At 70.2% G+C, this 25,358-nt stretch carries 21 protein-coding genes; 12 read left to right on the top strand and 9 right to left on the bottom strand.

Features of this window, described 5'->3' with window-relative positions; genetic code table 11:
- Nucleotide 1 precedes the first annotated feature (1 nt).
- From WMF26_RS13125 to WMF26_RS13135, 3 genes are all read right to left on the bottom strand, one after another.
- Nucleotides 2–1,447 (bottom strand): DUF2334 domain-containing protein, encoded by a 1,446-nt coding sequence (locus tag WMF26_RS13125; protein ID WP_438000603.1) that lies wholly within the window; start codon nt 1,445–1,447, stop codon nt 2–4.
- A 553-nt stretch (nt 1,448–2,000) separates the two neighbouring features.
- A complete protein-coding gene (locus tag WMF26_RS13130) occupies nt 2,001–2,837 on the bottom strand; it encodes a hypothetical protein (RefSeq protein ID WP_438000604.1) in 837 nt (278 codons plus the stop codon).
- An 82-nt stretch (nt 2,838–2,919) separates the two neighbouring features.
- On the bottom strand, nt 2,920–3,222 hold the full coding sequence (locus WMF26_RS13135) for a hypothetical protein (protein ID WP_438000605.1): 303 nt from the start codon (nt 3,220–3,222) through the stop codon (nt 2,920–2,922).
- Between the two features lie 121 nt (nt 3,223–3,343).
- Between WMF26_RS13135 and WMF26_RS13140 the strand changes: the two genes are divergently transcribed.
- From WMF26_RS13140 to WMF26_RS13160, 5 genes are all read left to right on the top strand, one after another.
- Nucleotides 3,344–4,585: a methyltransferase gene (locus WMF26_RS13140; protein ID WP_438000606.1), complete on the top strand. Its 1,242-nt coding sequence runs from the start codon at nt 3,344–3,346 to the stop codon at nt 4,583–4,585.
- A 283-nt stretch (nt 4,586–4,868) separates the two neighbouring features.
- Nucleotides 4,869–5,849, top strand: coding sequence for an ABC transporter substrate-binding protein (locus WMF26_RS13145; RefSeq protein WP_061629236.1), 981 nt, complete (start codon nt 4,869–4,871; stop codon nt 5,847–5,849).
- Between the two features lie 540 nt (nt 5,850–6,389).
- Nucleotides 6,390–6,953 (top strand): sigma-70 family RNA polymerase sigma factor, encoded by a 564-nt coding sequence (locus tag WMF26_RS13150; RefSeq protein WP_438000607.1) that lies wholly within the window; start codon nt 6,390–6,392, stop codon nt 6,951–6,953.
- Nucleotides 6,950–7,306, top strand: a complete 357-nt coding sequence (locus tag WMF26_RS13155) for a hypothetical protein (protein ID WP_438000608.1) — start codon at nt 6,950–6,952, stop codon at nt 7,304–7,306. The genes WMF26_RS13150 and WMF26_RS13155 overlap by 4 nt, the downstream gene beginning before the upstream one ends.
- Before the next feature lie 125 nt (nt 7,307–7,431).
- Nucleotides 7,432–7,647 (top strand): hypothetical protein, encoded by a 216-nt coding sequence (locus tag WMF26_RS13160; protein ID WP_438000609.1) that lies wholly within the window; start codon nt 7,432–7,434, stop codon nt 7,645–7,647.
- On the opposite strand, the gene WMF26_RS13165 is transcribed toward WMF26_RS13160, so the two are convergent.
- A complete protein-coding gene (locus WMF26_RS13165) occupies nt 7,628–7,873 on the bottom strand; it encodes a hypothetical protein (RefSeq protein ID WP_438000610.1) in 246 nt (81 codons plus the stop codon). The genes WMF26_RS13160 and WMF26_RS13165 overlap by 20 nt on opposite strands.
- Nucleotides 7,874–7,895: 22 nt before the next feature.
- On the opposite strand from WMF26_RS13165, the gene WMF26_RS13170 reads away from it, so the two are divergent.
- From WMF26_RS13170 to WMF26_RS13180, 3 genes are all read left to right on the top strand, one after another.
- Nucleotides 7,896–8,552, top strand: a complete 657-nt coding sequence (locus tag WMF26_RS13170; protein WP_438000611.1) for a hypothetical protein — start codon at nt 7,896–7,898, stop codon at nt 8,550–8,552.
- Between the two features lie 207 nt (nt 8,553–8,759).
- Complete coding sequence (locus WMF26_RS13175; protein ID WP_438000612.1) at nt 8,760–9,842, top strand: transposase; 1,083 nt, start codon at nt 8,760–8,762, stop codon at nt 9,840–9,842.
- A gap of 272 nt (nt 9,843–10,114) precedes the next feature.
- Nucleotides 10,115–12,277 (top strand): serine/threonine-protein kinase, encoded by a 2,163-nt coding sequence (locus WMF26_RS13180; RefSeq protein ID WP_438000613.1) that lies wholly within the window; start codon nt 10,115–10,117, stop codon nt 12,275–12,277.
- 24 nt (nt 12,278–12,301) lie between these two features.
- Here the strand turns inward: WMF26_RS13180 and WMF26_RS13185 are convergent, their stop codons facing one another.
- Nucleotides 12,302–13,159, bottom strand: a complete 858-nt coding sequence (locus WMF26_RS13185) for an FRG domain-containing protein (RefSeq protein WP_438000614.1) — start codon at nt 13,157–13,159, stop codon at nt 12,302–12,304.
- On the opposite strand from WMF26_RS13185, the gene WMF26_RS13190 reads away from it, so the two are divergent.
- The gene (locus tag WMF26_RS13190) at nt 13,158–16,184 is read left to right on the top strand and encodes a WD40 repeat domain-containing protein (protein ID WP_438000615.1); all 3,027 of its coding nucleotides are present in this window, start codon (nt 13,158–13,160) and stop codon (nt 16,182–16,184) included. The two genes, WMF26_RS13185 and WMF26_RS13190, sit on opposite strands and share 2 nt — an antisense overlap.
- A 114-nt stretch (nt 16,185–16,298) precedes the next feature.
- Here the strand turns inward: WMF26_RS13190 and WMF26_RS13195 are convergent, their stop codons facing one another.
- From WMF26_RS13195 to WMF26_RS13210, 4 genes are all read right to left on the bottom strand, one after another.
- Nucleotides 16,299–19,022, bottom strand: a complete 2,724-nt coding sequence (locus WMF26_RS13195) for an nSTAND1 domain-containing NTPase (RefSeq protein WP_438000616.1) — start codon at nt 19,020–19,022, stop codon at nt 16,299–16,301.
- Between the two features lie 204 nt (nt 19,023–19,226).
- Entirely contained in the window at nt 19,227–20,201 is a 975-nt protein-coding gene (locus tag WMF26_RS13200; protein WP_438000617.1) for an alpha/beta hydrolase, read from the bottom strand.
- 18 nt (nt 20,202–20,219) lie between these two features.
- Nucleotides 20,220–21,977 carry a hypothetical protein gene (locus WMF26_RS13205; protein WP_438000618.1) on the bottom strand — a complete coding sequence of 586 codons (1,758 nt, stop codon included), beginning with the start codon at nt 21,975–21,977 and terminating at the stop codon, nt 20,220–20,222.
- A 22-nt stretch (nt 21,978–21,999) separates the two neighbouring features.
- On the bottom strand, nt 22,000–22,254 hold the full coding sequence (locus tag WMF26_RS13210) for a hypothetical protein (RefSeq protein ID WP_438000619.1): 255 nt from the start codon (nt 22,252–22,254) through the stop codon (nt 22,000–22,002).
- 251 nt (nt 22,255–22,505) lie between these two features.
- On the opposite strand from WMF26_RS13210, the gene WMF26_RS13215 reads away from it, so the two are divergent.
- The 3 genes from WMF26_RS13215 to WMF26_RS13225 all read left to right on the top strand — a co-directional run bounded on the left by WMF26_RS13215 (nt 22,506) and on the right by WMF26_RS13225 (nt 25,274).
- Complete coding sequence (locus WMF26_RS13215; RefSeq protein ID WP_437337422.1) at nt 22,506–23,165, top strand: MarR family winged helix-turn-helix transcriptional regulator; 660 nt, start codon at nt 22,506–22,508, stop codon at nt 23,163–23,165.
- Nucleotides 23,166–23,519: 354 nt separating this feature from the next.
- Nucleotides 23,520–24,104: a protoglobin domain-containing protein gene (locus tag WMF26_RS13220; RefSeq protein ID WP_438000620.1), complete on the top strand. Its 585-nt coding sequence runs from the start codon at nt 23,520–23,522 to the stop codon at nt 24,102–24,104.
- Between the two features lie 204 nt (nt 24,105–24,308).
- The gene (locus WMF26_RS13225; protein ID WP_438000621.1) at nt 24,309–25,274 is read left to right on the top strand and encodes an NADP-dependent oxidoreductase; all 966 of its coding nucleotides are present in this window, start codon (nt 24,309–24,311) and stop codon (nt 25,272–25,274) included.
- The last annotated feature ends 84 nt before the right edge of the window (nt 25,275–25,358 follow it).

Genomic DNA, 25,358 nt, shown 5'->3' on the forward strand with positions numbered 1-25,358 from the left:
ATCAGAGATCCCGCGGGCGCACGAAGGTATACCCGGCGGCCTTGATCCCCTGCACGATCTCCCGGAGCGCGTCGAGCTCCAGGAACGGGTGGAAGTAGAAGCTCGCCACGCCGTCGCGGACGACGAGGTTGGCGCGCGCGCTCGCGATGAGGTCTGCCGGGAGCCTCGCCGGATGGTGGTTGTAGGCCTCGGGCTCGTAAGAGCCCAGGTTCTCGGGGATGACCTGCCAGCCGTAGGTGTCGCGGACGAGGTAGGGGAAGAACTGGCCGAGCATGCGGCTGTGATCGTCGGCCCCGCCCCCGAGGGCGCCTCCGAAGTACAGGCCCCGGTGGTACGCCGTGGAGAACCGCTGGGCGAGGGCGCGCGAGTCGACGGCGGAGCCGGCATAGTGCGGGTATTCGAAGATGGTCGGCATGGGCAGACCGGCGGCGCTGAGCTCCCCGTACGACTCCTCGATGCGGCCGAGGGCCCAGGCCGCCGAGTCCTCGGGGACGGGGCCGTCGTAGATCACGTAATCGTCGGCGTCGATGTGGCTGAGCCAGAACTCGAAATCGTCGGCGCTCACGCCCGAGTAGGGGTTCGGGCGCGCCCCGTACTGATGGGTGTAGCCGTGCATGACGAGCTCTCCCCCTCGCGTGATCATGTGCTTCAGGGCCTTCACCACCGCGCTCTCGTCGCGCAGCCGCGCCGTCTCGGGCACGCCGCCGGAGTACGCGCCGAGCGCATCGACGAACATCGGAATGGTGGCGATGCTGAAGGGGACGCGCTCGCTCGACAGGTAGTTCGCGATGGCGATGAGCTGATGGGGCTCCACGGTCGGGTCCACGTCCTCTATGCGGACGAGCGCGCGGTGACGCTCCGGCGTGGTCGGAGCGAGGACGTCGAACAGAAGATCGCAGAAGACGAGGTAGCGATCCGTCTCGGAGATGTAGCTGAACGGAATCTCGCCGATGTAGGTCAAGTTCTTCGAGCGGAGCGCCCACGGGAAGGTGACGCCGTCGGAGCGAACCGCCTGCGCGAGGACGCTCACCTTCGTCGCGTCGATCTCGCCGCTGTACGTCATGATGCCGGCGCCGTTCATCGTGTAACGCGTGAGGCGCGACCCCTTGTAGAGCACCTCGCCGACCGCCGCGGTCTCGAAGATCCACGGCTGGAAGCCATACCTCGTCGGGAAGTCGGCGACGCGGCTCGAGAGCTGCCAGATGTTGTGGTTGAGCCACACGACGGGCGTCTTTTCCAGGAGGACGTCGTCGAGGAACGCGCCGGGGAGCGGCTCGTCGTAGGTCGACCCCACGTAGATCACCGCCGCGTACGCGTTCATGTCGCCTGCCTGGTAGCTCGACACGGGCATCGGATCCCAGCCGCCGAAGTGGCTCGCGAGGTTGCCCGCGGCGACGGCGTAGAACTGACCGAGCCACGCCCAATCGCCGGCCTGGTCATAAAGCACGAGCGCCCGCGTGGTCGCGGGCGCGGACGTGACGCCTTCGCGCAGCGCGCTGCGCTCCGCGAGGGGCCGCGGCGCCGGCCTGCTGCGCGGGGCCGATGGGCGGCGACCCGTGCCGTCGTCGAAGGGGAAGGGGTTGAGTCGCTCGCTGCGCTGCTCGTGTGTGCCGTGGTGGTGTGAGCTGAGCGCCGTCCGTGCTGCACCGGTTTGTCGGTCCGGCTCATCAACGGTGGCGCAGCCGGCTGCGAGGGACATGTACAGCACGCATGCGCGGGTGTAATTTCTGCTTAGACCGCGAATCTTCATATTGATACATCCTCCCGCGAATGGATGCTCGTACATGGCGGTTCACGCAAGGAAGATTTGGTGTTGTCGTCTGCGCTCTGCGGCAGGTTCGTTGTGGGCTCATTTCTCGTCCCGCGAGCGTTGGAGACGTGCGCTGCGCAGCGGCGCTCATCCTCCGGGCGCGGCGCGCTCGCCGAGGGCGTGCTCGTTCTGTCTTTGATCGATACGGCGCTTGCGCGCGCCGGGGGCGCCAGTTCAGCAGAAATCCGCTCTAGAACTCAACCATCAGCCCCACCGCCGGGTAGACGATGAAGCCGTCGAGATCGACCGCGGCCGCCCGCTTCCCGAGCACGGCGAGCTCGCCGCCCGTGAAGATCTCCGCGAGCGTGAGCTCGACGCCCAGGAACACATGCTTGTAGCCGAACGCGACGCCTGCCTGACCGCCCACGTAGAGCCCGAGGCCGGAGAGCGAGGCGATCTCGAGCTCGCCCGGGTATCCGGTGACGGCGGGCAGGTTCACGGTGAGGCCGGCGTCGAACGTCGTGAGCATGAGGCGAGGGCCGCCCCAGACCCGGTACCACGTGCCCGCCGTCCCGACCTGGATCGGCAGATCGACTTGCCACCGCGTGAAGTCCTCGAGCTCGACGATGTCGAGGACGCTCACGACAGGAAACCCGAATACATAACGCCCGACGCCGGCGCCGACCGTCAGGTCGACGCCGGCCTTGTCGCGCTTCAGGAGCTGGTAGCGGGTGCCCAGGCGAAGCGCGCTGCCGGTATAACGGAGGTTGAGCTCCCAGCGGTCGAGCGCGGCGTAGCCGATCCCGAGGTGCGGCGTCGCCGACGGCGGGTTCAGCGTGAGCGCGCCGCCTGCCTCGAAGAGCGTCTGCCGCTCGCGCTCGGACAGCTCCCGGGACTCCGCGACCTCCGCGAGCACGACGCCGGCGTCGATGAGCGAGGCGATGGTGCCGGTCGGGATCGAGACGTCGAGTCCGAGCTCGGCCTGGACATGGCCCTTGTCGGCCACGTGGGCGGGCTGGAACGTGGAGAGGGCTGGAGCGCAACCGCACGTCCAGAGGCAGAGAGACGCGAAGGCGAGCAGGCGCATGGCGCCCCCACGCTACCATGCGCCGCCGGGTAGGAAGCCCGCGCCCGCCGGATGGCTCCGGCCGCGCGCTCGGGCGGGCGGGTCAGTCCCGCCCCTTCTTCACGCCGATGTCCTCGTAGGGGTTCGGCCTGCCCTCGCCCTCGTCGCCGCCGGTCGCGCCCTTGCCGCCGAAGCCGCCGTGGCCGTGCGTCGCGCCCACCGCGCCCTCGGTGTCGCCGCCCTGGTGCGTGCCGCCGGGGTTCTCGCCCTTCTGGTACGCCTCCGCGCTCTCCTGCGAGCCCTTGCCGCCGTGGTGCGCCTCGCCGGCGCGCCGCTGCGTGCGCTCATCGACGTGCTGTTGCCGCTGATCCGTGCCCGCTGCGCTCTGCTTGTTCTGCTTCTCCATGCGCGTCTCATGGAGCGGGGGTGTCCGGCCGCAACCCCCCCGCCGGCCCCGCGGCGCGCGCGAGAGGCGGCTTCCTGGCGCCGCGCGGATCCGGTACTGCTCGCCCCGCTCCGGTTCTCGCATGCCCCCGTCGCCCAGGTTGCCCACCGTCGCTCAGCGCCTCGCGCGCGCCCTCGAGGTGCTGGTGCCGGCGCTCGACATCGTCGAGGCGCGCGTCGACGAGGGCGCGCCGCCGGCCTGGTGCGAGGCGCGGGGCTGGACGGGCTTCCTCCTCTCGCTCACGGACGCCGATCTCGCCCGCTGCGAGGGCGAGGGGCTCGCCGCGTGCATCGCCGGGCTCGGCGGCGCGCCGGCGAGCCTCGCGGCCCTGGCGCGCGCCGCGGACGAGGCCGCGAGCCTGCCGCGGCGGCCGGTCCAGCCGCTCCCGCCGGCGTCGCTGGACGAGCTCCGGGCGGTGCCGGCGCGCAAGCGGCTCCAGCTCGAGGCGCTGCTCGGCGCGGTGGCGCCGATGGCCGCCCGCGCCCGCCGCCTCGTCGACGTGGGCGCGGGACACGGGCACTTCACCCGCCTCGCCGCCGCGCGCTTCGACCGCGAGGCGATCGGCCTCGAGCGCGAGCCCGACCGCGTCGCGACGGCCTCGGCGCTGGCCGCCGGGGGCCGGGCCCGCTTCGTCGCGTTCGACGCCTTCCAGGAGGCGCTCGCGTTCGCGCCGGACGACCTGCCGGTCGGCCTGCACGCGTGCGGGGAGCTCGGCGATCGCATGGTGACCGCGGCGGCGGCGGCGCGCTGCGACCTCGCGCTCGTCTCGTGCTGCTTGCAGAAGATCGGCGCGCCGGCGCGCGCCCCGCTGTCGGCGGCGGCGAGGGCGGCGGGGCTCGTCCTCCGGCGCGAGGCGCTGGGCCTCACCAACCTCACGGCGCGGCGCGCGGGGGTCGAGGCCAGCCTGGACGAGGAGCTCGCGGCGCGCGAGCGGCGGCACGCGCTGCTCTCGCTGCTCCGCGGCCGCGGGCTCGACGTCGCCCTCGGCGAGGAGATGCGCGGGATCAACCGGCGGCGCGCGCACGGCGGGCTGCGCGAGCTCGCGGCGCGGGCGCTCGCGCTGCGGGGCCTCCCGCCGGCGACCGAGGTCGAGCTCCGCGAGCGCGAGCGCGCGGCGCGCGCGGCGTTCGGCCGGATGCGCCGGCTCACGCTGCCGCGCTCTCTCCTGGCCCGCCTGACGGAGGTCGCGGTCTCGCTCGACCGCGCGATGGCCCTCGGCGAGCAGGGGCACGAGGTCGAGGCGGCGATCGTCTTCGACCCCGAGGTGACGCCGCGGAACGTCGCCGTCTTCGCGAGCGCGCGGCCGGGGGGGCTCGGCGGCTGAGGCCGCGACGCCCGGACCGGCGGCGAGCCGCGGGCGGGGCGCGCGCGGCCGGGCGCGGCTCCCCGGCCGGCCTGCGGGATGGACCGCCGCCAGCATCGTTGCGGATCGGGTGCTCCCCTGGAAGCAGCGTGGCGCGCCGGAGCGCTGATTTCGGGGGTGCTCAGCGAATGGCATGTCCGGTGCAAATCGGCGCGCCATGGATAGACGTCAGTTCTTGGGGGGCGCTGCGGCGGCGGTGTCCGGAGCGCTCCTCGCAGGCAGGGCCCGTGCTGCTGGGCCCAGTGTGATCCGCGTCGGCGTGCCGGGCGTGGGCGTGGGCAATCGCCCCGTCACCGGGGGCAGCTTCTTCTCCCTCTTGCACCTTCAGGGGAGCCTCGTCGAAGAGTTCAAGAAGGACGGCATCGAGGTGAAGTGGAACTTCTTCCGCGGCGCCGGTCCGGCCGTGAACGAGGCGGTGGCGAACAACCTGCTCGACATCTGGACGCACGGACACCTGCCCTCGGTGGTGGGTCGGGCGAGCGGCCTCAAGACGCGGCTCTTGGGCAGCGCCAGCCGGCGCGGCCACGCCTACCTGGTGGTGCCCTCCGACTCGCCGATCAACGGGGTCAAGGATCTGCGCGGCAAGAAGGTGGCATTCGCCAAAGGCACGGCGACGCAGCTGTCCGCGAACCGGATCCTCGAGGGCCACGGGCTGACCGAGAAGGACATTCGCTCCATCAACATGGACACGTCCACGTCGAAGGCGGCGCTGGCCACGAAGGACATCGACGCGGCGTTCGGCGGCACCGATTTCCTGTCGCTGCGCGATCAGGGCATCGCGAAGATCGTCTACTCGACGAAGGGCGACTCGCCGACCTACCCGAGCAATTCAGGCATCATCGCGCGGGAGGACTTCATCAACGAGCACCCCGAGATCGTGCAGCGCATCATCACGCTGGCGGTGAAGTCGTCGGCGTGGGTCGCGGACGAGAAGAACCGCAACCAGGTGTTCCAGCTGTGGTCGAAGTCGGGCACGCCCTACGCGAACTACAAGGAAGCGCAGCAGGGCGAGGACATGAAGCAGAACGCGAGCCCGCTGCTCGACGAGTACGTCATCGCCCGGTACAAGTCGGCGGTCGCCGACTCGAAGAAGTTCGGCCTGATCCGGAACACCTTCGACGTCGAGCCCTGGACCGATCGTCGCTTCCTGAACCGGGCGCTGAAGGACCTCGGCCTGGAGCGCTTCTGGGCGGAGTGGGACGCGAACGGCAAGGCGAAGGGGTGACCGAGGCTGCCGGGAGCCTCCCGGGAGAATTGAAATTCAGACCCGAGGCTGCGGGGAGGTAGTGCTGCACTTTGGATCTGAGTGCTGCACTTTGACTCCGGACTCGCCGTGACGGGCTAAGTTCGGCCGGAAGTAGTGCAGCCCGCGAGCGTTGGCGCGCTCCGGGCTGCGTGGCCGAACCCCGCGCAAACGAGGTCCGACGATGCAGTTGTACCTGATCCCACCCGACGGTGGGCAAGGCGGACGTGTACCTACACGCCGCTCGTACCATCGAAGCCGATCCCTCTCCCTCACGCCCGACGAGACCCGACGGCTCCGCGCTGCCCTGCGCGGGCTGAAGGCTCGCCTGGGCAGCTGGCGCGCCGTCTCCGCCGCGATGGGCGGCGTCCACACGCGCACGCTAACCGGCGTCGCCTGCGGCATCGGCCGCGGGTCGCCCGCGCTCGTCCTGCTGGCCGCTCGGGTCGCTGAGACGACCGTGGAGCGCCTGCTGAGCCCACCCGTGGCGGCCGACCGCTGCCCGTCCTGCGGGAGGAGCGGATGAGCCGCCCGCGGAAGGGGGCTCGCCGCCCGCCTGCCGCACGACATCGCCGGAAGCGACCGAGCATCGAGGCGCTCCTCGCCGAGCGCGGCGTCATCGTCGCCGTGCTCATCTCCAGCGGCGTGCCGCAGCGAGACCGCGAGGACGTTGCGCAGGACATCCTGCTCGGCGCGTGGCGCTCGGTGAAGCGCGGCATGTACCGTCCGGACCCCGCGCAGGACGCCCGCAAGGCGCTCCGCGCGTGGCTCTACGGCATCGCGTGGCGGAAGACGGGGCACTACCTCGGCAGCGCTTGGGTGCGGCGGGCCGTGCTTCATGCGCAGCCCCTCGGCAGGCTCCGTGAGCCCGTCGGCATCGACCTCCACGCCCAGACCGAGGCGCGCGAGGTCCTGGAGGCGCTGGCCGACCTGCCGGACTGGCAACGCGAGGCGCTGCTCTCGGTGGACGACCCCGAGAGCCTCGTTGCGTACGCCCGACGGCGCGGCATGAAGCCGGGCACGGCGGCGTCGCGGCTCCGCATCGCCCGCGAGGCGCTGGCCCTGCGGCTGAGGAGACTCCGATGACCTTCAACTTCCGCGACCCCGACTACCGCATGGATCTCAGCTTCCCAGGCAAGCCCATCACCCGGCGCGTGTCGCCGCGCGACATCGAGGAGTACCTCAAGGCGAAGGGGTACACGTCGTACCTCTCGGTCGAGCGCGGCTGGCCCAAGGAGATCCCGTTCGCCTGGTACCCGCCCGAGCGGCCTGATCCGCGTGCGCCGCGGTTCGGCATCGAACCCCGCTTCGTCCGAGGCCCGCGGCTGTGCTCGCAGCCGCTGGAATCGGTCATCGAGACCATCGCCCAGAACGAAGGCCGCACCCCGGGCGAGGTCCTGCGCGAGATCGCCGTCATGGCGCAGATGGCCGACGAGTAGCCCGCCTCCTCCCGCCTTCATCGCTCCCGCCTCTTCCTCATCCAGCCACAGCCACATCCTGAACGTCTGCCGCTGGACGGGCGGCTAGTAGAACTACCGCTGGCGTCGGCTGTACGGTAGTGTCCATGAAGCGGGTCAAATTCGTTGGTCACAATATCACTGAACGCGAGCGCCAAATTATCAATGCACTTATCGACGTGCACGGCAAAGCGATGCTCGCGGCATTCGGCATCAAGCAGGCCACCGTGGGATACACAGACGAGCAGGCGAAGATGGTACTTGAGATGACGAAGGAGTTCGGCGAGCAGCACTTCCCAGATGTCAAGTTTTGGGTTGAGTGAGCTCACGAGCAGCCTTGGAGAGGTTTCGCAAGGCCATCTCCTCACTCGGCGCGTCTAGCCTCGGCAACTGCTTCTCCACGAGAGAGCACAGATATAGGCCAAGAGAGGACAGTAGAACCACCGCCGTCGACTTGACGATGTCCTTCTCTATGACTTCGCGGGCCGTGACCGCGCACATTCCGAGACTGTTGAGCACCGCCGACCTCGCCTTATCCATATCATCCACATGAACCTCCATTGGGCAACGCATGACACCGGAGCGCATCCGATCGAACTTTAACGCTCTTCTCGATGAAGGTGAAGCTGTACTGCGAACAAAGAAGACTGGAGACTATTATATCGAAGTAGATGTGCAGGCAAGCCGCAAGTGGGTAACGAGCGTTACGGCACTCATTAGATCTGTTTTTGGAGAAAACGGATCGCATTACAAGACGGCCATTAATCTTCAGGAGAAGATTGCCGTCTGGAAGCACCAGCTCGCCCAAGAGATGTTCGGCGTCCTGAAGTCCGCCGCTGAGGCGTGGGACCGAGGGTACGTTTTTGAGATAAAGGAACTCGCCGAGGCGGAGGTGGAGGCTAGCCTCATGGACCAAGCCGAAGAGTTGCTCTCGAAGGGCTACCACCAGCCGGCGGCCGTTCTCGCTGGCTCGGTGCTGGAACAGCATCTGCGGTCCATGTGCGCGCGCCATGGTGTCGCCACGCACAACGAGAACGGGAATCCGCTTACGCTTCAGCCACTGAACGCCGCACTCTACAAGGCCGATGCGTACGATGGGAACACGCAGAAGCACATATTGGCGCTTGGCGCCATCAGGAACAGTGCCGCGCACGAAGCCAACGCCACTCCGGAAGAAGCCAAGAGGATCGTGTCGGAGGTCCCGGGGCTTTGCGGCCGCCTTCGCTAGGACATACCCCGTCCTGTCGGCATCTGCTCTGCGTGCTTCCGAGCGGTTTTCCTCGGCAAAAACGCTATAATCAGAGGACCTTAGACGAAAACGCCCTGCCTCCGGTTGCGACCCGAAGGCAGGGCGGCAGAAGCCGAGCGGTGCGACCCGTCCGACGTCCTGGCAGACCGGATCGTGGGCCCTCCGCCGGAGAAAGGCAAGGGTCCCGTGGCGAACGTGCTCCCGGCGGAGAAGCGTCTGCGCGTCCTGGCTGCCCTGCTGGATGGCAACAGCATCCGGGCGGCCGAGCGCATGACCGAGGTCAACCACCGCACCATCACGCGCCTCCTGCTGGCGCTGGGTGCCGGCGCGGTGCGCCTGCATGACCGCATCGTGCGAGACGTGCAGTGCAGCCTGGTCCAGGTCGACGAGATCTGGTCCTTCGTCCAGAAGAAGCAGTCCCGCGTGACCGAGGCCGACCCGCCCGACGTCGGCGAGGCGTACACCTTCGTCGCCATCGACGCGACGAGCCGCATGGTCATCTCCTGGCGCGTCGGCAAGCGCGACCAGGCGACGACGGACGCCTTCATCGCCGACCTGCGGGCCCGCATGCTGGTGATGCCCCAGCTGACCAGCGACGGGTTCGCGCCGTACATCCCCGCCGTCGGGGCGTCCTTCGGGACGAGCATCGACTACATGCAGACGGTCAAGAACTACCACTCCGGCAGCCGTGGGCGCCGGGACGACCACCGGTACGAGCCGCCCCGGGACCCCTTCATCACGAAGTCCGTGGTCTACGGCGCGCCCGACCCGGCCAAGGCGTCCACGGCCTACGTCGAGCGCCTGAACGGCTCCACCCGCCACACCAACGGGCGCATGCGTCGCCTGTGCCTGGCCTTCTCGAAGAAGGCCGACCACCACCGCGCCGCCGTAGCGCTGAACTACGTGGCCTACAACCTGACGCGCGTCATCCGCACGCTGCGCGTCACGCCCGCGATGCAGGCCGGCATCGCCGACCACGTGTGGACGCTGGACGAGCTCCTGGAGACGCTCCTGGCCGAGGAGGAGGCCGCCGCTCCCGAGGCGAAGCCGCTCACTCATCGCGAGCCCTCCGCGCCTGCGAGGCCGCTCCCGAACAACCGGGGCTTCCTGCGCCTCGTGACGGAGCCGACGCCCGCGTTGAAGCAGCGACGCCGCAGCGAGCCTCCGCCTCCGCCGGCATCCCCGGTCCAGGTCGTTCCTCCGCCTCCTGCCGAGCCGCCGCGCGGGCCGGTCCAACTGTCCCTGTTCGATCCCCCGGAGGGGTCGTGAGTGCTGCACTTCGCTTCCGCAGAGTGCTGTACTTTGAGCACGAGTGCTGCACTTTGAGGGAAAGTGCAGCACCACCTGCGGGGAGCCGCCCGGGAGAATTGAAATTCAGACCCGAGGCTGCGGGGAGCCGCCCGGGAGAATTGAAATTCAGACCCGAGGCTGCGGGGAGCCGCCCGGGAGGGAGCTCCTGCGCAGGATGAGGCTGCTTCGGACGGCGCGTCCTGGACCGTCGGGCTCCCGCTCGCGGCCCCTTCCGCGTAGCATCGCTCGTCATGACGCTCGTCCTTCGGAGCAGCGATCCCGACCTCCGCGACCTCGCCCGTGACCGGCCGGCGCTCACCGATGCCCCCACGGGCGCGGCCTCCGGGCTGCGCCTCGTGCGGTGGATCGGCGCCGGCGGCATGTCCGCGGTGTTCCTCGCCGAGCGAGATCCCGCCGTCCCGTCGCGTCACCTCTCCGACATCGCGCCGATGCTCCTCGCCGTGAAGATCGTCAAGCCCGAGACGGAGCACGGGCTCGCTCGGCTCGGGATGCGCAGCACGGACATCGCCCGCCGCGAGGTCGAGGCGCTCGTGCGGGTGAGGAACCTGCGCCCTCCGAGCGAGTTCGTGATCGGCCTTTACGGCAGCGGCAGCGCGCTCGTCCAGGCCGAGAACGACGCCGCCCTCGCCCTGCCCTGGATCGCGCTCGAGCACGTCGAGGGGTCCAGCGCGGGGACCACCCTCACCGAGCGGATCGAGTGCGCCGGGGAGGCCGGCGTCGACCCGGTGCGGGCCCACCGGCTGGCGCGCGGGATGATCGAGGGCGTGCGCGTGCTGCACAGGCTCGGCGTCATCCACCGCGATCTGAAGCCCAACAACGTGTTCGTCGCCGGCCCCGTGGACGTCGAGACCCCGAAGATCGCCGACTGCGGCATCGCGCGGGTCGAGGGGCTGCGGCTCGCCACCTTGCAGGCGATGACGCCGGGCTATGGCGCGCCCGAGCAGATACTCTCGGCGCAACGGCCGAGCGAGCGCAACCCGCTGGTCGGGCCGTGGAGCGACGTGCACGCGCTGGCCGCGACGATCTTCTTCGTGATCGCCGGCGAGGACTGGTGCCGCTCCGAGCCCGCCTGGAACGCCGGCGAGCGCCGCAGCCTGCGCACCTCGCGGTGGCTGCACCGGGGCTTCCTCGCCGACGAGCCCCTGCTCGACGCGCTCGACGGCGCGCTCCGCGCGGGCGCGTCGCCGAAGCTGCCGCCGGGCACCTGGGGTCGCGAGGGCGCGGATCTCTATGAGCGGCGCGCGCAGCAGCTCTTCGGCGCGTCGATGTTCGGGGACGTGCCGGCGCGGGTCGCGACCGTCGACGCGCTCGCCGCGGCGGTCCTGCCGCCGCTCGAGGCGGTGGCGGCGCGATGGATCGAGCGCGAGAGCAAGGAGCAGCGGCCGGTGACGCAGTTCCGGCGGACCCGGATGGTCCCGTCGGACGAGGGGGTTCAGGCGACCAGGGAGGTGGTCCCGCCGTCTCCGATCCCCGGAGGGCGCGCGCTTTGCCTCGCGCCGGGCGAGGTCGTCTTCCAGCCGGGGAGCTATGCGTTCGCGTGCAGCAACGGCGGCCTCTACTGCTTCTCGCAGCGGGAGCCGCAGCTGTTCGACGTCGCGGTACCGGAGGAGGTGCTCCCGCACCTGGCAGCGACGAAGTGGCTCGCGCGCGGGCCCGGCGGCGGCGTCGCGCTGGTCGGCCCGGCGCACGTGCTCCTGGTCCGCGGCACCGATTTCGCGCTCGCCGCCCTGCCGCGGCGCGCGAGCGGGGGCGCGGTCGGACCGATCGTCGCCGTGCTGGGCGACGGCCGCGCGTTCGGCGTGGTGACGGCGGAGACGGAGGACGGCGAGGGCGGACCGGAGCTGTGGCTGTCGCAGGACGGCGCCCGGTGGAGCGAGCCGCTGCTGTTGCCGCTCGGCGGCGAGGTGAACGCGATCGCGTCGGGGCCGCTCGGCTTCTTCGTGGCGGGCAGTTTTCGGGGCAAGCGCGGCCGGGCGATGTGGCTTGGCTACGAAGGCAAGGCGCAGGTGTTCGCGGCGGGGATGAACGACAAGCCCCCGCTCGAGGTGGCCGTAGCGGGCGCCGAAGGCGGGGCGTGGGCCGCGGGCGCCGGGGTGGTGATGCGCTTCGACCAGAGCGGCGCCGCGGTCGAAGCGTCGGAGGGCAACGGCCGACCGATGGCCATGGGCCTCGACGAGGGGGGCGTGCCGTGGCTCGTGACCGAGCGCGAGGTGCTGCGGCGGCACGGCGCGGGCGTGCCGATCTGGAAGCGGTACCACGCGCAGGCCGAGGGGGCGCCCAGGCTAGTGGCGATCGGGTTCCATCCGGCGGGGGTGCGCGTGGTCGACGAGCTCGGCGGTGGGGTGGTGCTGCGGCCGGCGGACTTCATGGCGACGCGGCCGATCGATGGATGAGGGCGGGCCGGCGGCGACGGTGGCTCAGTCGGCGCGCTGGCGAAGCCGGTCCTGCAATTCGACCTCGAGCTCGTCGCGCAGCTTCGCCCTGAGCTCCAGCCCGACCCCCGTCAGGTCCGGGAAGAGCACGCTCGCCGTCATTCCCTGGCTCGCGAGCTGCCTGCGGATGCCGTCCGCCGCTGTCCGGGGGATGACCACCTTCGTGAGGAGCTCTCTCCCGGAGGAGGCCTCGGCGCCGAGGATCGGGGCCAGGTGATCGAGCGCGAAATCGTGGTCATCCCTCGATAGATAGACCGAGAAGATGCCCTGCTGCCGCTCGATGCGCGCCACGTCGAGCGGCGCCCGGAACACGACCAGCGTGGACTCGGCGGCGAGCGTGGTGGCCGCGGCGTCGTCGCGGGGAAGCAGGCTCGACACGGGCGTGAAGAACGGCGGCGTCCTGCCGCCGAGGTGCGCGCGGAGGTTCTCGATCCGGAAGGCGCCTTCCGGGAGACGCCGGCCGAGCGTCGCGGGAAAGGGATAGTCCGAGAGGTTGAGTCGAAAGATGGCCGCGTCGTCGGGCGAGCGGTCCGAGAGCGCGAAGAACGCCGCCACGAGGGGGTTGTAGGTCCAGTCGAGCAAGCGGGTGGGGACGCCGTGGTGCTGAGCGAGGCACAGGGCGCGCCACTCGTCCGAGAGCATGTCCGGCTCGCCGCGCGCCGCCAGCCGAAAGCGGCGCGCGACGTCGCGCTCGAGCGCGCCGAGCCACGCGCCGTCGACGGGCTGCAGCGGAGGCGAGGTGCGTTCCACGTCGCGGTAGAGCGTCGGCACCAGGCTCCACGCGGCGCTCGCGTGGCCCCGGTAGCAGAACCGCGCATGAGGCGCGGATTCGAGGAGCGCCATGAGCTCCGAGAGGCGGGAGATGTGGACCGTCTGCACTGAGGGGGAGAATATGGCAGGCGCCACGCGCGTGCCTAGGCCGGAAGAGACGGACGAGGTGCTGCGGGCGCGAGCGATGGCGGCACCGGAGCGGCTGGTGGAGGGAACTTTCGCACAGTCTGCCGGGGGCGGCGGGGCCGATGACCTAGGAGGAGATTGCACGCGCGCTGGCGCGGTGGTGAAGTCCGGCGCCATGCGGCTCGCGGTGCGCTCGATCGCTTGGTCCGTGTTCGGTCTGCTGGTGCTGGTCCTCGCTTGCTCCGGGACCGCACCCTCCGGATTGGAGAGGCCGTCGCAGCCGAAGCCATGCCAGTCCGCCGCGGGGCTGCGCAAGCTGGTGCCCGCGCTGCTGGCCGAGGGCAGGCTGGATCGCACGGTGCGTGTGATCGGCAAGGCGAATCGGCTGTGTCCTGCGACGGCGGCGAAGACGTGGGCCGCGGAGGTCGAGACGCTGGCGGAACTGGGGCGCTACGCCGACGTGCGCCGGGTGGCGCAGGAGATCGAGAAGGCCACGGCGGCGCCGGAAGACGCCAGGCGAGCGGCAATGGCGGCAATGGCGAAGAGCGAGAGGCTCGACCGGAGCTTTCCCGAGACAGACGAGGCCAAGGCGGAGATGCGCCGGCTGTACGGGGAGGCGGACGTTCTGTATGCGAAGGGGGACGCTGGCTCGTTGCGGGGTGCGATGGAGAAGTTCGTCGCCGCGTGGGAAGCGTGGCGTCCGAATGGCCAGGCGCTGGTCGCCGCGGGGTATTGTGCGAAGAAGCTCGGGGACAGGGCCATGGCGCAGCGGCTGTTCGACCGGGCGATGGTGGACCTGGAGAAGGCGACAGGAAAGGCGCTTTCGCTCAATATGCCCAATGGATTTTCAGGTCCCACCATGTCGGTTGCTTGGTCGCCGAGCGGGAAGCAACTGGCCGTGGCCCATGGGAATGAGATTTCAATCATCGACACCATCACATCGAGGGAGCGCGCTCGCTTCCGAGGGCACACCGGCGCGGTGGCAGCTGTGGCGTTCTCGCCGGATGGCAAGCGTCTCGTGTCGGGGGCTTGGGACAGGACCGTGCGGCTGTGGGAAGCGAGCACGGGCGCGCAGCTCAACATCCTGCAGGGGCACACCCGCGCGGTGACCGCGGTGGCGTTCTCGCCGGATGGCAAGCGTCTCGCTTCAGGGGCTGAGGACAAGACCGTGCGGCTGTGGGAAGCGAGCACGGGCGCGCAGCTGAGCACCCTGCCCGGGCACACCGACTCCGTGACAGCAGTGGCGTTCTCGCCGGATGGCAAGCGTCTCGCATCGGGGGCGTGGGACGGGACCGTGCGGCTGTGGGAAGCGAGAACTGGCGCGCTGCTGAGTACCCAGAAGCGGCACACCGACTACGTGACCGCGGTGGCGTTCTCGCCGGATGGCAAGCGTCTCGCGTCCGGGGCGTGGGACAGGACCGTGCGGCTGTGGGAAGCGAGGACTGGCGCGCTGCTGAGCACCCTGCAGGGGCACACCGACTCCGTGACAGCAGTGGCGTTCTCGCCGGATGGCAAGCGTCTCGCATCTGGGGCGTGGGACAGGACCGTGCGGCTGTGGGAAGCGAGCACCGGCGCGCTGCTGAGCACCCTGCAGGGGCACACCGACTCCGTGACAGCAGTGGCGTTCTCGCCGGATGGCAAGCGTCTCGCATCTGGGGCGTGGGACAGGACCGTGCCGCTGTGGGACGCGATAACTGGCGCGTTGCTGAGCACGCTGCGGGGGCACACCGACTCCGTGACAGCGGTGGCGTTCTCGCCGGATGGCACGCGCCTCGCATCGGGGGCTGAAGATCATACCGTGCGGCTGTGGGAAGCGAGAACTGGCGCGGTGCTCGACACCCTGCAGGGGCACAAATACCCGGTGACAACGGTGGCGTTCTCGCCGGATGGCGAGCGTCTCGCATCGGTGGCGGCTGATGACAACAACGTGCATCTGTGGGAAGCGAGCACAGGCGCGCTGCTGAGCACGCTACAGGGGCACACCGGCGGGGTGACAGCGGTGGCATTCTCGCCGGATGGCCAGCGTATCGCCTCGATGGCGGCTGAGAACAAGACCGTGCGGCTGTGGGAAGCGCGCACAGGCGCTCTGCTGAGCACGCTGCGGGGACACACCGGCTGGGTGAGCGCGGTGGCGTTCTCGCCGGATGGTAGGCGTCTCGCGTCGGCTGCGGAGAACACCGTGCGGCTGTGGGAAGCGAGCACGGGCGCGCTGGTCACCACCCTGCGGGGACACGCCGGCGGGGTGACAGCGGTGGCGTTCTCTCCGGATGGCAAGCGTCTCGTGTCGGGGGCTGAGGACACGACCGTGCGGCTGTGGGAGGCGAGCACGGGCGTGCTGCTCGCCACGTTCAAGGGGCATACCGGCTGGGTGAGCGCGGTGGCGTTCTCGCCGGATGGCAAGCGTCTCGTGTCGGGGGCTGAGGACACGACCGTGCGGCTGTGGGATGCGCGCACGGGCGCGCTGCTCGCCACGCTCAAGGGGCACACCGGCGGGGTGAGCGCGGTGGCGTTCTCGCCGGATGGCAATCGTCTCGCATCCAGGGCTTTGCAGGATAAGACCGTGCGGCTGTGGGAAGCGAGCACAGGCGCGCTGCTCAGCACGCTAGAGGGGCACACCTCTCAGGTGAAAGCGGTGGCGTTTTCGCCGAACAGCAACGTGCTCGCGTCCGCTGGGGAAAGCGGCTCGATGATGCTCTTTCGCGTGTCCGACGGCAGCCGACTCGCCACACTTCGGGCCATCACGGGGCAGGATGCCGGTTATGTATTCACGAGCGAGCATATCGACTTCACGGGCTCGGATCGGTGTGCCGCCCGCAAATATTCTATCTGCAAGTTCGGTTCCCTGAGCTTCCCCATCGACCTATGTGAAGAGCGCGTCTACGTCAAGGACCTGCTCGCGAAGCTGCAGGCCGGCGACACGTCCTATACCGAACCGGAGTACGCGGTCGAGCCGCTGCCGTGCGAGCCGTGAGACAACCAGCGGGTGTGCTGCACCACGGCTTGCTCCTATGGGCCAGGCGCGGTCCGTGCAGCGAGCGGCAGACCAACAGAGTCATCGCGGGCGGCGCACGCTAGCAGAGCAGGCTCACGGCGGCTCACCAGCAACCGAGCCCACCGACAGCGTCGGAGTCGGCCGGGGCTCCGTGCGCGGCCCCGGCACCGGTTCCCGCGTGCCACGGATGCTCTTCTGGATGGCCTCGAACTCGGCCTTGGTCTTCGCGCGCTCGAGGCGACGCTCGAGCTCGCTCAGGTCCTTCTTGAACTGATCGCGCGCCGCGGCTGCGTCACGCTCCGCCTGTCGCGCCTTGTCCTCGCTCTCCTTGGCCCTGCGCTCGTTCTCCCTGGCCCTGGCTTCGTTCTCCTGGGCCTGCTTGGCCAGCTCCGTCGCCATCGCCTCCCCGGCCTTGATGTCCTGCGCGTACTTCCAGCCTCCCGCCAGCGCGAGCGCCACGACGACCAGCCCCACAGCCCCCGTCACCATCTTCCCCTGCCGCTCGACCACGCGCCCCCGCCGCACGAACGCTCGCGCCCTCTCCGACAGCGCGACCCGCCCCGATCGCACGAGGTCCTCCGCGGCGATCAGCCGCCGCTTCGTCCAGAGCAGCGAGTCGTCCCGCTCCGCCGCGTGGCGCTCCGCCGCCTGCTCCAGCTCCTCGGCCAGCGAGCGATCCCCCCGCGCCTCGGCCACCCATCCGCGCAGCGTCCCCCACTGCGAGAGGAGCGTCTCATGCGCCAACGTCAGCCCCGACTCCTCGCGCACCAGGATCCTCGCCTCCTCCAGCACCCTGACGACGGCGCGCGCCCCGGGCCCCACCTCGCGCAATAGCGCCTCCAGCGTCCGCTCCGCGCGCGTCCCCTGGACCGTGGTCATGGCGAGCAGCACCGCGCGCACGCGATCCGCGGGCACTGTGGCCGCCAGCTGCTTCACGGTCGCGTCCGCGTGATGCTCCAGCGCGCCCCTGATCCCGCCGATCTCCAGCAAACCCGCGCGCGTGATCTTCTTGTTCCTCCTGTCGCGCTTCTTCCACAGCTCGGTCAGCGCGAACTGCACGAGCGGCATCGCCGCCCGCGCCTTCCGGAGCTGCCTCGACACCTCCTCGCGCAGCGCTTCGTCCTCGAAGGCATACCCGTACACATTCAGCGCCTGCTCGATGATCTCTCCCCAAGCTTCATCCCCGACGGGCGCGATCTGGAGCAGCCCTCGCGGCAACACCCGCCCGAGCTCTGGCATCGCGAGCAGCGGATCGAGCAGATCCCGGCGCGCGGCCACCAGCGCGCGCACCCCCGGCACGGGCGGCTCCGCGATGGCCGCGAGCAGGCGCGACGCCCACCCGGCCGGCTCTCCCGCGCTCACCGTGACGAGCTCCTCGAGCTGATCCACGACGAGCAGCGTCCCGCGCGACTCCGTCTCGGCGCGCGCCGCGAGCGCCGCCGCCGCCTGCTCGGGCGAGCGCGCCGCCGCGTCGGGAACGATATCGCTCAGCGCCGCCGCGATCGCGGCGCGCGGGTCCGCGCCGGGCGACGCGACCCGCACGTCCCATTGCGTCATCCACCCGCCGAGCCCACCATCGGCCGCGCCGGGGGCCACGCCCGCGCGCGCGAGGCTGCTCTTGCCGCTGCCCGAGGGGCCCACGACGGCCACGAGCCCCCGGCTGCGCAGCATCTCCACGGTCGCAGCGACCTCCGCGGAGCGGCCGAAGAACACGTCGCGGTCCTCCTGCTCGAAGCGCCCGAGGCCGCGGAAGGGCCCCCACTCCTCCGGAGGCAGGCTGCGCGCCCGGCCGCCGATCTCGCCGCGCAGCCGCTCGAGCGCGACGGCGACGACCTCCGCCGAGCGCGGGCGGCCTTCCCGGGCGGGCGAGAGCAGCGCATCGACCAGCTTCGCGACCCCCGGCGGCACCTCCGGCGCGACCTCTCCGAGCCGTGGCGCCGCCTCGCTCCCGTCGAGCACTTCCCCGCGCAGGCCGCCTCGTTCTCTCGTCGCCAGCACGGCGGGTAGCTTGCCGGTGATGCACTCGAAGAGCGTGGCTCCGAGCGCGTACAGATCGCTCGCCGGCGTCGCGGGCAATCCCTCGCCGACACAGGCCGGATCGATGTAGCCCACCGTCCCGCTCGGGAAGAGGTCCGCGCTGCTCCCTCCCGCATCCACGGTGCCCTCGATCGTGGCCGCGGTCAGCGTCGACATGTTGGCGCCGAGCGTCTCGGGCGGCAGGTGGCCCAGCTTCACGCGCACGCCGCTCCGCTCCTTGCCGCCTCTCCTGCGCGCCCCGAAGGCGATGCCGAAGTCGATGAGCTTCACGTGGCCGTGCGCCTCGAGGATGTTGTCGGGCTTGACGTCGCGGTGCACGAGGCCGGCGCGATGGACGGCGGACAGCGCCGACGCCACGGCGGCGCCGATGGCCAGCACCTTCGCGAGCGGGATCGCTTCGCCCCTCCGGATGCGCTTCGCGAGCGAGTCCTCCTCGACGAGCTCCATCACGAGGCCCACGACCCGCGGGTGCTCCGGATCCTCGACCAGGCGGTGGAACCGGACGATGTTGGGGTGCTCGACCTGGCACAGGAGCCGCGCTTCCTCGATCACCTGCGCGCGCTGCTGGCGCGCTTCATCGGGCACGAACAGCTTGATCGCCACCCGGCGGACCTCGACCTCGGCGTCACTGACGCGGTAGAGCTCCCGCGCGAGCGCCACGGGCGCGAACCCGCCCTTGCCGAGCTCCCTCACGATCTGGAAGGGGCCGATCCGGCCAGGGTTCTCCCGGTCAAGCAGCTTCTCGAGCGGCTTGCGCCGGTCGCGCGCAACGTGGTTCATGGACGGCGAGGAGCTCCGAAGACCTCTCCGGGAGTCACGCATCCCGTGGAGCGCCGCCTGGGCGGCGGTGCGCACCCGGCGACCCATAGCTCTTCCACGCTCACCCGCGGCTTCGGCATGCGGCACGTAGGATACGAGCCACGCCTGCAGAGGGGAAGCGAAAGGCCAGCAAGCTCGTTCCGATAGAGAGAAGGGGCGCGAACCCTAGTCCCCGAGCGGCGGGAAGCGCTCGTCCAGCCATCCGCGGATCGCCGCGTACGCGGTGGGCGCGTTGATCTGGAGGTTCAGATCGTGCCCCGCGTTGGGCACGACGACGATCTCGAGCTCCGCGGCCGGCGCGTAGGCGGCCGGCTCCAGCGTGGTCCCGCTGAACAGGGTCCCGCACGGCGCGATCCCGCAGAATACCGTGTCGTGCCGCCCCACGACGGTGAGCACCGGCGCGTCGACCTGGAGGCTCGTGAGCGCGGTGTTGACCAGCGCGAACTCGGCGAGCTCGCCGGACGTGCCGAGCCCCTTGGTCGCTTCGTCCAGGGCGATCACCGCCGGATCCGCGTTCGGAAGATGATAAAAGAGCGAGCCGCGGGTGCCAGGCCGCGTCGTCAAATAGCCGAGGTCGAGGCCGGCGCTCGCGAAGCTCGGGTCGATCGCGGCCGGATGAATGTTCAGGAGCAGCTGCGGCAAGCCCGGGCCGTAGGTGTGCAAGAACCCCGTGACCACCACGCCGTCCACGTCGTGGTACGTCGCGGCCTGCTGGACCGAAATGATCGATCCCAGCGAGTGGCCGACGAGCACCACCCGGCTCCATGCGCGCCCGAGCTCGCCGCTCCGGAGCGCCTCCGCGAGCTGATGATGGACGTAGGCCTGCGCGGTCGGTGTGACCAGAAGGGAGGGCGGTCGGTCGCTGTCTCCGGTGCCGATGCGGTCGAAGTTCAGCGTGGCGTAGCCCGCCGCGTTGGCGTAGCGCACGAACGAGTAGCGCTCCGGCTGGTACGGGAAATCCCAGTACACGCTCGAGTACGTGGTGCCGTGCACGGTGAGCAGCACCGTGTCCCGCGGGCTGTCCTGCGGCACGCAGAGCTCGGCGGCGACCTCGTAGTCCGCCGGCGCCCCAGGAGCGAGCGCGACCGCGTACCGGAAGCTCGTGCACACCGGCAAGAGGACGGATGCGAGATGTGCCATGTCCATGGCTTCTGAGTACTACATCTTCAGGCGCGCGGGAAGCGGCACGCGCGCCCTCCCCCGCGGCGCCCTCCTCGCGAACGTGTACAGCAGGAAACAGCAGAACGCGAGCATCGCCACGGTGAGAACCGTGTACCTGTCGTCGTTCCAGGAGCTCCACCTCCAGATGCCTTGGCTGAGCGCCGCCAGGCCGAGGAAGGGAATCTCGAGGCGCCGCCTCACTCGGGTGAGCGGGGCGCTCAAGATCATGAACACATAGTAATAGCAGGTGATCTGCGACAGCAGGATGATGAAAATCTGCGCCAGGCACCCCCCCACCCAGAGCGAGCGTACCCGCCGAGCTGCGTAGGCGAAGAACGCGAAGCTCGCGGCGATGATGCAGTAGGCGACGCTTCGGTGCTTCGCATAACGCTCGCTGCGCATTCGCTTCCACACCTCGAAGGGATCGGCGAGCGCAACGTCCTTCGTGTACTTCATCCTGCCGGACTCGACCCCTGTTCCGAACCTGTGGGCCACGAGGACCCGCAGGCCCATGTGGTTCGTCACCGGGGTCTGGTCGTGCACCTTGAGCGTGTGCTCGTAAAACTGCCGATACGAGTCCTTGCCAGCGACCGCGACGCTCACGGGGATCAGCACGGCCGCGGCCAGGACGCCGCCGATCAGCACCTGCACGTGGGACGGAGCCATGCGCTTGTGCCGGAGGAGGTAGCTCCCCGCGACGGCGAGCCACCCGAGGACGGCGATGCCCGGGAAGATGCGGAGCAGGCCCGCGTAGACCATGCTCGCGCCGGCGAGCTTGAAGTACCTCTTGCGCACCAGGCAGGCCGAGAGGACGAGGAAGAAGAGCCAGTCATTCCGGAGGAAGCCGCCGCCCGTCCAGAAGAACGGCGCCGGCGACTGGCACCCCCAGAAGATCACCGCCACCGCGCAGACGCGCCACCCGAAGGCCCAATAGAGAGCGGCGAACACCCCGACCAGATACGCGATGTCGAAGCTGGCGAGGAGCTGGAGGTAGCCTGTCGTGGCCGGGTGAAGCTCGGCCAGGATGCGCCCCATGATCGTCCAGACCGGCGGCGGGTTGTAGCCGTGGTCCTTCGCCATGTCCTCCCAGTAGCCCTTCTCCGAGGCGGTCCGGAAGAACCGCACGTCCGCTTTGAAGGCTTCCCAGCGCTCGGGAGAGAAGCGCGCCTTGCAGGCCTCGGGGTGTTCCAGGAGCCCGCCCACGGGGATCAAGAGGTTGTCCACGCCGAGGTTCCGGATCTTCTTGTCCGGCTCGCGCACCTCCGCGCTCATGTCGAGCGTGACGGGCTGGCCGGTGCGCTCGTCCGTATACGTGACGACCCCGAGCTCGTCCTGCGCGATGACCGTGCACTTGTAGAGGTCGTCGTAGGCCATCTCGGGGAAGTACTTGGCCCCGAGGTAGTAATGATAGTGCTCCCATCGGTGGTAGAAGGAGGGGTAGGCGAAGCGAAACCCGTCGAAGTAGGCGACGACCGCCACGGCCGAGAACGCGAAGGCGGCGCGCTTCTTCCAGCGCTCGGCGATCGGCCGGCGCTGCCGTCCGCGGCGCGCCTCATAGAGGAGGGCCAGCGCGGCGGAGGACGCGATCGCGCCCTTCGTGATGTCGAAGGCGAGGGGGTAGTCGGCGGCGTATCGATGGATCAGGGAGAAGAGCGCCGCGGTGCCGGCGAGGACCGCGAGGCACCAGGCGATGAAAGGACGGCGGTCCGGGGCGGGCCCGGCTGCACTGGCGCGTTCCTGGAGGGGGGTGTTCATCGGAGCTGCGCGTCTGATCTCGCTAGCGCGAGCGCGAGGGCTGCTGAACCCGGTGCGCCACCAGCGGCTCCGCGGAAGGAAGTTGGCGGGCCGCGCCGGCGCGCGTCGAGCCGGTCGGGTGGGTCGGACCGCCCGCCGCGCCCGCCCAGGGGCCATCGCCCAGCTCCTTGCTGCAAGCGCCGCAGAGCAGCGCCAGTACGATGGGCAAGGCGCGGAGGATGTTCGTCCGTGCTCTTGGCGTCTCGTCGAGAGGCGCCGAGCGAAGATTCTCGTTCATGGTTTCTCCTTCCGCGCAGCGATCGGCTCGCGGTGCCGTGGAGATAGCGCCGATCTGGACCCGTGGGAGGCACCAGAATTGAAATGCCGATGGGTCCAGGTCGGTCACCGTGGCGGTTCGACTTCGCGCTGTACCCGCGACCTGACGCCGGGGGCGGGCGTCGCCCGCCGCGCGCTCCCTCGGGCTGCCCCCGGCGCGGAGCACCGCACGCCTCGCTTGACAACTTAGGACTCCTAAGTTAGATGAGGGTCATGGGTCGCTCGCTCCCGCTCTTCTTCGAGGAGAACTCGGAGCCGATCGATCGGCGCATCGCGGTAGGGCTTCGAAAGCTGGGGCTCGCCATGAAGCTGCAGGCGTGGGAGCAGGCGAGCCACGAGGGCCTGTCGCCCACGCAGGGGCAGATCCTCGCGACGCTCTCGCTCGAGGGGCCGCTCAGCGGGAGCGAGCTCTCGCATCGCCTGGGCGTCACCCTGGCGACCATCAGCGAGTCGGTCCGAGCGCTCGTCGACAAGGGCGCTGTCGTCAAGCGCCCCGACCCGCGCCACCCCCGAGCGAGCCTGATCGAGCTCACGCCCCAGGGGCGCGCGCTCGCGGAGAAGGTGACGACATTGCCCGACGCCATCGTGTCCGCGGTGAGCGCGCTCTCGGCGTCGGAGCAGGAGGCGTTCCTGGCTGGGGTCGTGAAGATCATCCGTTCCTTGCAGATCAGCGGGCATATCCCCGTGAGCCGCATGTGCGTCACCTGCAAGTACTTCCGGCCGAACGCTCATCAAGGGGCGCTGCCCCACCACTGTGCTTTCGTCGACGCGCCGATGGCGGGTCGACACTTGAGGATCGATTGCGGTGAACACGAGCTGGCTGAAGAGCAGCAGCGCGAAGACGCGTGGCGGCGCTTCGTTCAGCCTGACTAGAGCGGCGGTCACCCGCTTCGGATACGGGCCCATCTCGACGTTTTCGGTGCTCAGCGCACCGGAGTGCGCTTCCGCGCCGAAAACGCCGAGCTGGACCCGTCTCCTGTGCGGGTGACCGCCGCTCTGGAACGCATGTGCCAGAGACGGGCCTCTCCCTGGTCCCTCACTCCGGGTCTGCCCGCCCGCGGCCTCGGAGCGCAGCCGGCACGCGCGCCGGCACCGTCGTGAGGGATCGAGGCCGAGCTTCCGCGGAACGATCTACCGGCCAGTCGCCGTCGCGACGACCGTTTCGACTTCCCCAGCGCGTCGCTCGGGGTGAGCGCGGGCTATCGCCCGCAGAAGGAGTGGACGATCATGACCATCCATGGATACACGGTTGGAACAGGCGCCGTCGCGAAGTCCCCGGTCTCGCCAGCCGACTTCGAGGACATGAAGAAGAGCGCCCTCTTCGGGGAAGAGGACATGAAGTACCTGCGCCTCTCGCACGACATCGTGAAGGATGAGGTCGAGCAGATCCTCGACGTCTGGTACGGCTTCGTCGGAGCGAACCCGCACCTCCTCGCGTCCTTCAGCGGCAAGGCCGACGGCAAGCCGCTCGGCGACTACCTCGGCGGGGTCCGCAAGCGCTTCGGCCAGTGGATCCTCGACACGGCCCGCGCGGAGTACGACCAGAAGTGGCTCGACTACCAGCACGAGATCGGCCTCCGCCACCACCGCATCAAGAAGAACAAGACGGACGGGGCGCCGTCGACCGACCTGGTGCCGTTTCGCAACCTCTTCGCGCTCATCTTCCCGGTGACGTTCACCCTGAAGCCGTTCCTCGCCAAGAAGGGCCACCCCGCCGATGACGTCGAGAGGATGCACGCGGCGTGGGTCAAATCCTGCCTGCTGCAGCTGACGCTGTGGAGCTACCCTTACGTGAAGGAGGGTGACTTCTGACCGCTGGCCGCGTTCGTGGCAGGCGCGCGAGGCTGGTGCACGGCGGCCCATCGCGCCACCCCGCGACTCGAGCGTGAGCAAACACTGCGCGCGAAGGGCGCAGCCGCACGAGCAGGTGGGCGCCCCCGAGGCCTCAGGCGGGTGCGCCGACCCGATCGAGGCCCGATAGGGCATGATCCCCTCGACGCGCACGAAGTCCAGACCATGTTCACGGCGATGCTCCCCAGCTCGACCGACGCCGCCCGAGTCCGCCGGTTCGGCGGCCCCGAGGTCATCACCCTCGAAGAGGTGCCGGTCCCGCTGCCCGGCCCGGGCGAGGTGCTGGTCCGCGTCGCGGCGGCCGGGGTCGGGCCGTGGGACGCCTGGATTCGTGCCGGCAAGAGCGTGCTGCCCCAGCCGTTGCCGCTGACGCTCGGCTCGGACCTCGCTGGTACGGTGGCCGCGGTCGGCCCCGAGGTGACCGGCCTCGCGCCGGGCGCAGCGGTCTTTGGCGTCACCAACAGGCGCTTCACCGGCGCACACGCGGGCCATGCCGTGGCGGAGGCGTGCAGGGTGACGCGCAAGCCGCTCCAGCTCGACGACGTGCAGGCCGCCTCGGTGCCGGTCATCGCCGTCACGGCGTGGCAGGCGCTGTTCGATCACGCCCAGCTCGACGCCGGACAGACCGTGCTGGTGCACGGCGCGGCCGGCAGCGTCGGCGCGTACGCGGTGCAGCTCGCGCGCCGAGCCCGCGCCCGTGTGATCGCGACGGCCTCGGCGAAGGATCGCGACTTCGTCCGCAGCCTCGGCGCGGACGTCGTCGTGGACTACCGGAGCGAGCGATTCGAGGACGCCGCCAGGGACGTCGATGCCGTCATCGACCTCGTCGGCGGCGACACCCAGGCGCGGTCCTTCGCCGTGCTCAAGCCACGTGGCACCCTGGTCTCGGCGGTGTCGACCCCTGATCGAGAAGAGGCCGCCCGTCGCGGGGTGCGGGCAAGCTTCTTTCTCGTCGACGTCACGACGGCCCACCTCGACCGCATCGCCGCCCTGCTCGACGCGGGCGAGCTCTCGGTCGATGTCGGCGCCGTGCTGCCGCTCGCCGAGGTCCGCGGCGCGCACGAGATGCTCGACGGCACCCGCCCCCGCCCGCGTGGCAAGATCGTCCTGGCCATGGCGCCTGCTCGCTGAGGTCCGAGAGCAGCGGCCCTCCGGGCGCGTCCGACGAGGCCAGTCTCCCGAGCGGAGCCTGCGGGCGCTGGCGAGCGGCGAGGC

It is taken from the genome of Sorangium sp. So ce185 (assembly GCF_051526825.1).
In the GTDB taxonomy this organism is placed as follows: domain Bacteria; phylum Myxococcota_A; class Polyangia; order Polyangiales; family Polyangiaceae; genus Sorangium; species Sorangium cellulosum_D.

Bases quoted from the DNA above. Each gene is read 5' to 3' on its own strand.
- WMF26_RS13130 (WP_438000604.1), bottom strand. From the start codon at position 2,837: ATGCGCCTGCTCGCCTTCGCGTCTCTCTGCCTCTGGACGTGCGGTTGC.
- WMF26_RS13135 (WP_438000605.1), bottom strand. From the start codon at position 3,222: ATGGAGAAGCAGAACAAGCAGAGCGCAGCGGGCACGGATCAGCGGCAA.
- WMF26_RS13140 (WP_438000606.1), top strand. From the start codon at position 3,344: ATGCCCCCGTCGCCCAGGTTGCCCACCGTCGCTCAGCGCCTCGCGCGC.
- WMF26_RS13150 (WP_438000607.1), top strand. From the start codon at position 6,390: ATGAGCCGCCCGCGGAAGGGGGCTCGCCGCCCGCCTGCCGCACGACAT.
- WMF26_RS13155 (WP_438000608.1), top strand. From the start codon at position 6,950: ATGACCTTCAACTTCCGCGACCCCGACTACCGCATGGATCTCAGCTTC.
- WMF26_RS13160 (WP_438000609.1), top strand. From the start codon at position 7,432: ATGAAGCGGGTCAAATTCGTTGGTCACAATATCACTGAACGCGAGCGC.
- WMF26_RS13170 (WP_438000611.1), top strand. From the start codon at position 7,896: ATGACACCGGAGCGCATCCGATCGAACTTTAACGCTCTTCTCGATGAA.
- WMF26_RS13180 (WP_438000613.1), top strand. From the start codon at position 10,115: ATGACGCTCGTCCTTCGGAGCAGCGATCCCGACCTCCGCGACCTCGCC.
- WMF26_RS13190 (WP_438000615.1), top strand. From the start codon at position 13,158: ATGAGCTCCGAGAGGCGGGAGATGTGGACCGTCTGCACTGAGGGGGAG.
- WMF26_RS13185 (WP_438000614.1), bottom strand. From the start codon at position 13,159: ATGGCGCTCCTCGAATCCGCGCCTCATGCGCGGTTCTGCTACCGGGGC.
- WMF26_RS13195 (WP_438000616.1), bottom strand. From the start codon at position 19,022: ATGAACCACGTTGCGCGCGACCGGCGCAAGCCGCTCGAGAAGCTGCTT.
- WMF26_RS13200 (WP_438000617.1), bottom strand. From the start codon at position 20,201: ATGGCACATCTCGCATCCGTCCTCTTGCCGGTGTGCACGAGCTTCCGG.
- WMF26_RS13205 (WP_438000618.1), bottom strand. From the start codon at position 21,977: ATGAACACCCCCCTCCAGGAACGCGCCAGTGCAGCCGGGCCCGCCCCG.
- WMF26_RS13210 (WP_438000619.1), bottom strand. From the start codon at position 22,254: ATGAACGAGAATCTTCGCTCGGCGCCTCTCGACGAGACGCCAAGAGCA.
- WMF26_RS13215 (WP_437337422.1), top strand. From the start codon at position 22,506: ATGGGTCGCTCGCTCCCGCTCTTCTTCGAGGAGAACTCGGAGCCGATC.
- WMF26_RS13220 (WP_438000620.1), top strand. From the start codon at position 23,520: ATGACCATCCATGGATACACGGTTGGAACAGGCGCCGTCGCGAAGTCC.
- WMF26_RS13225 (WP_438000621.1), top strand. From the start codon at position 24,309: ATGTTCACGGCGATGCTCCCCAGCTCGACCGACGCCGCCCGAGTCCGC.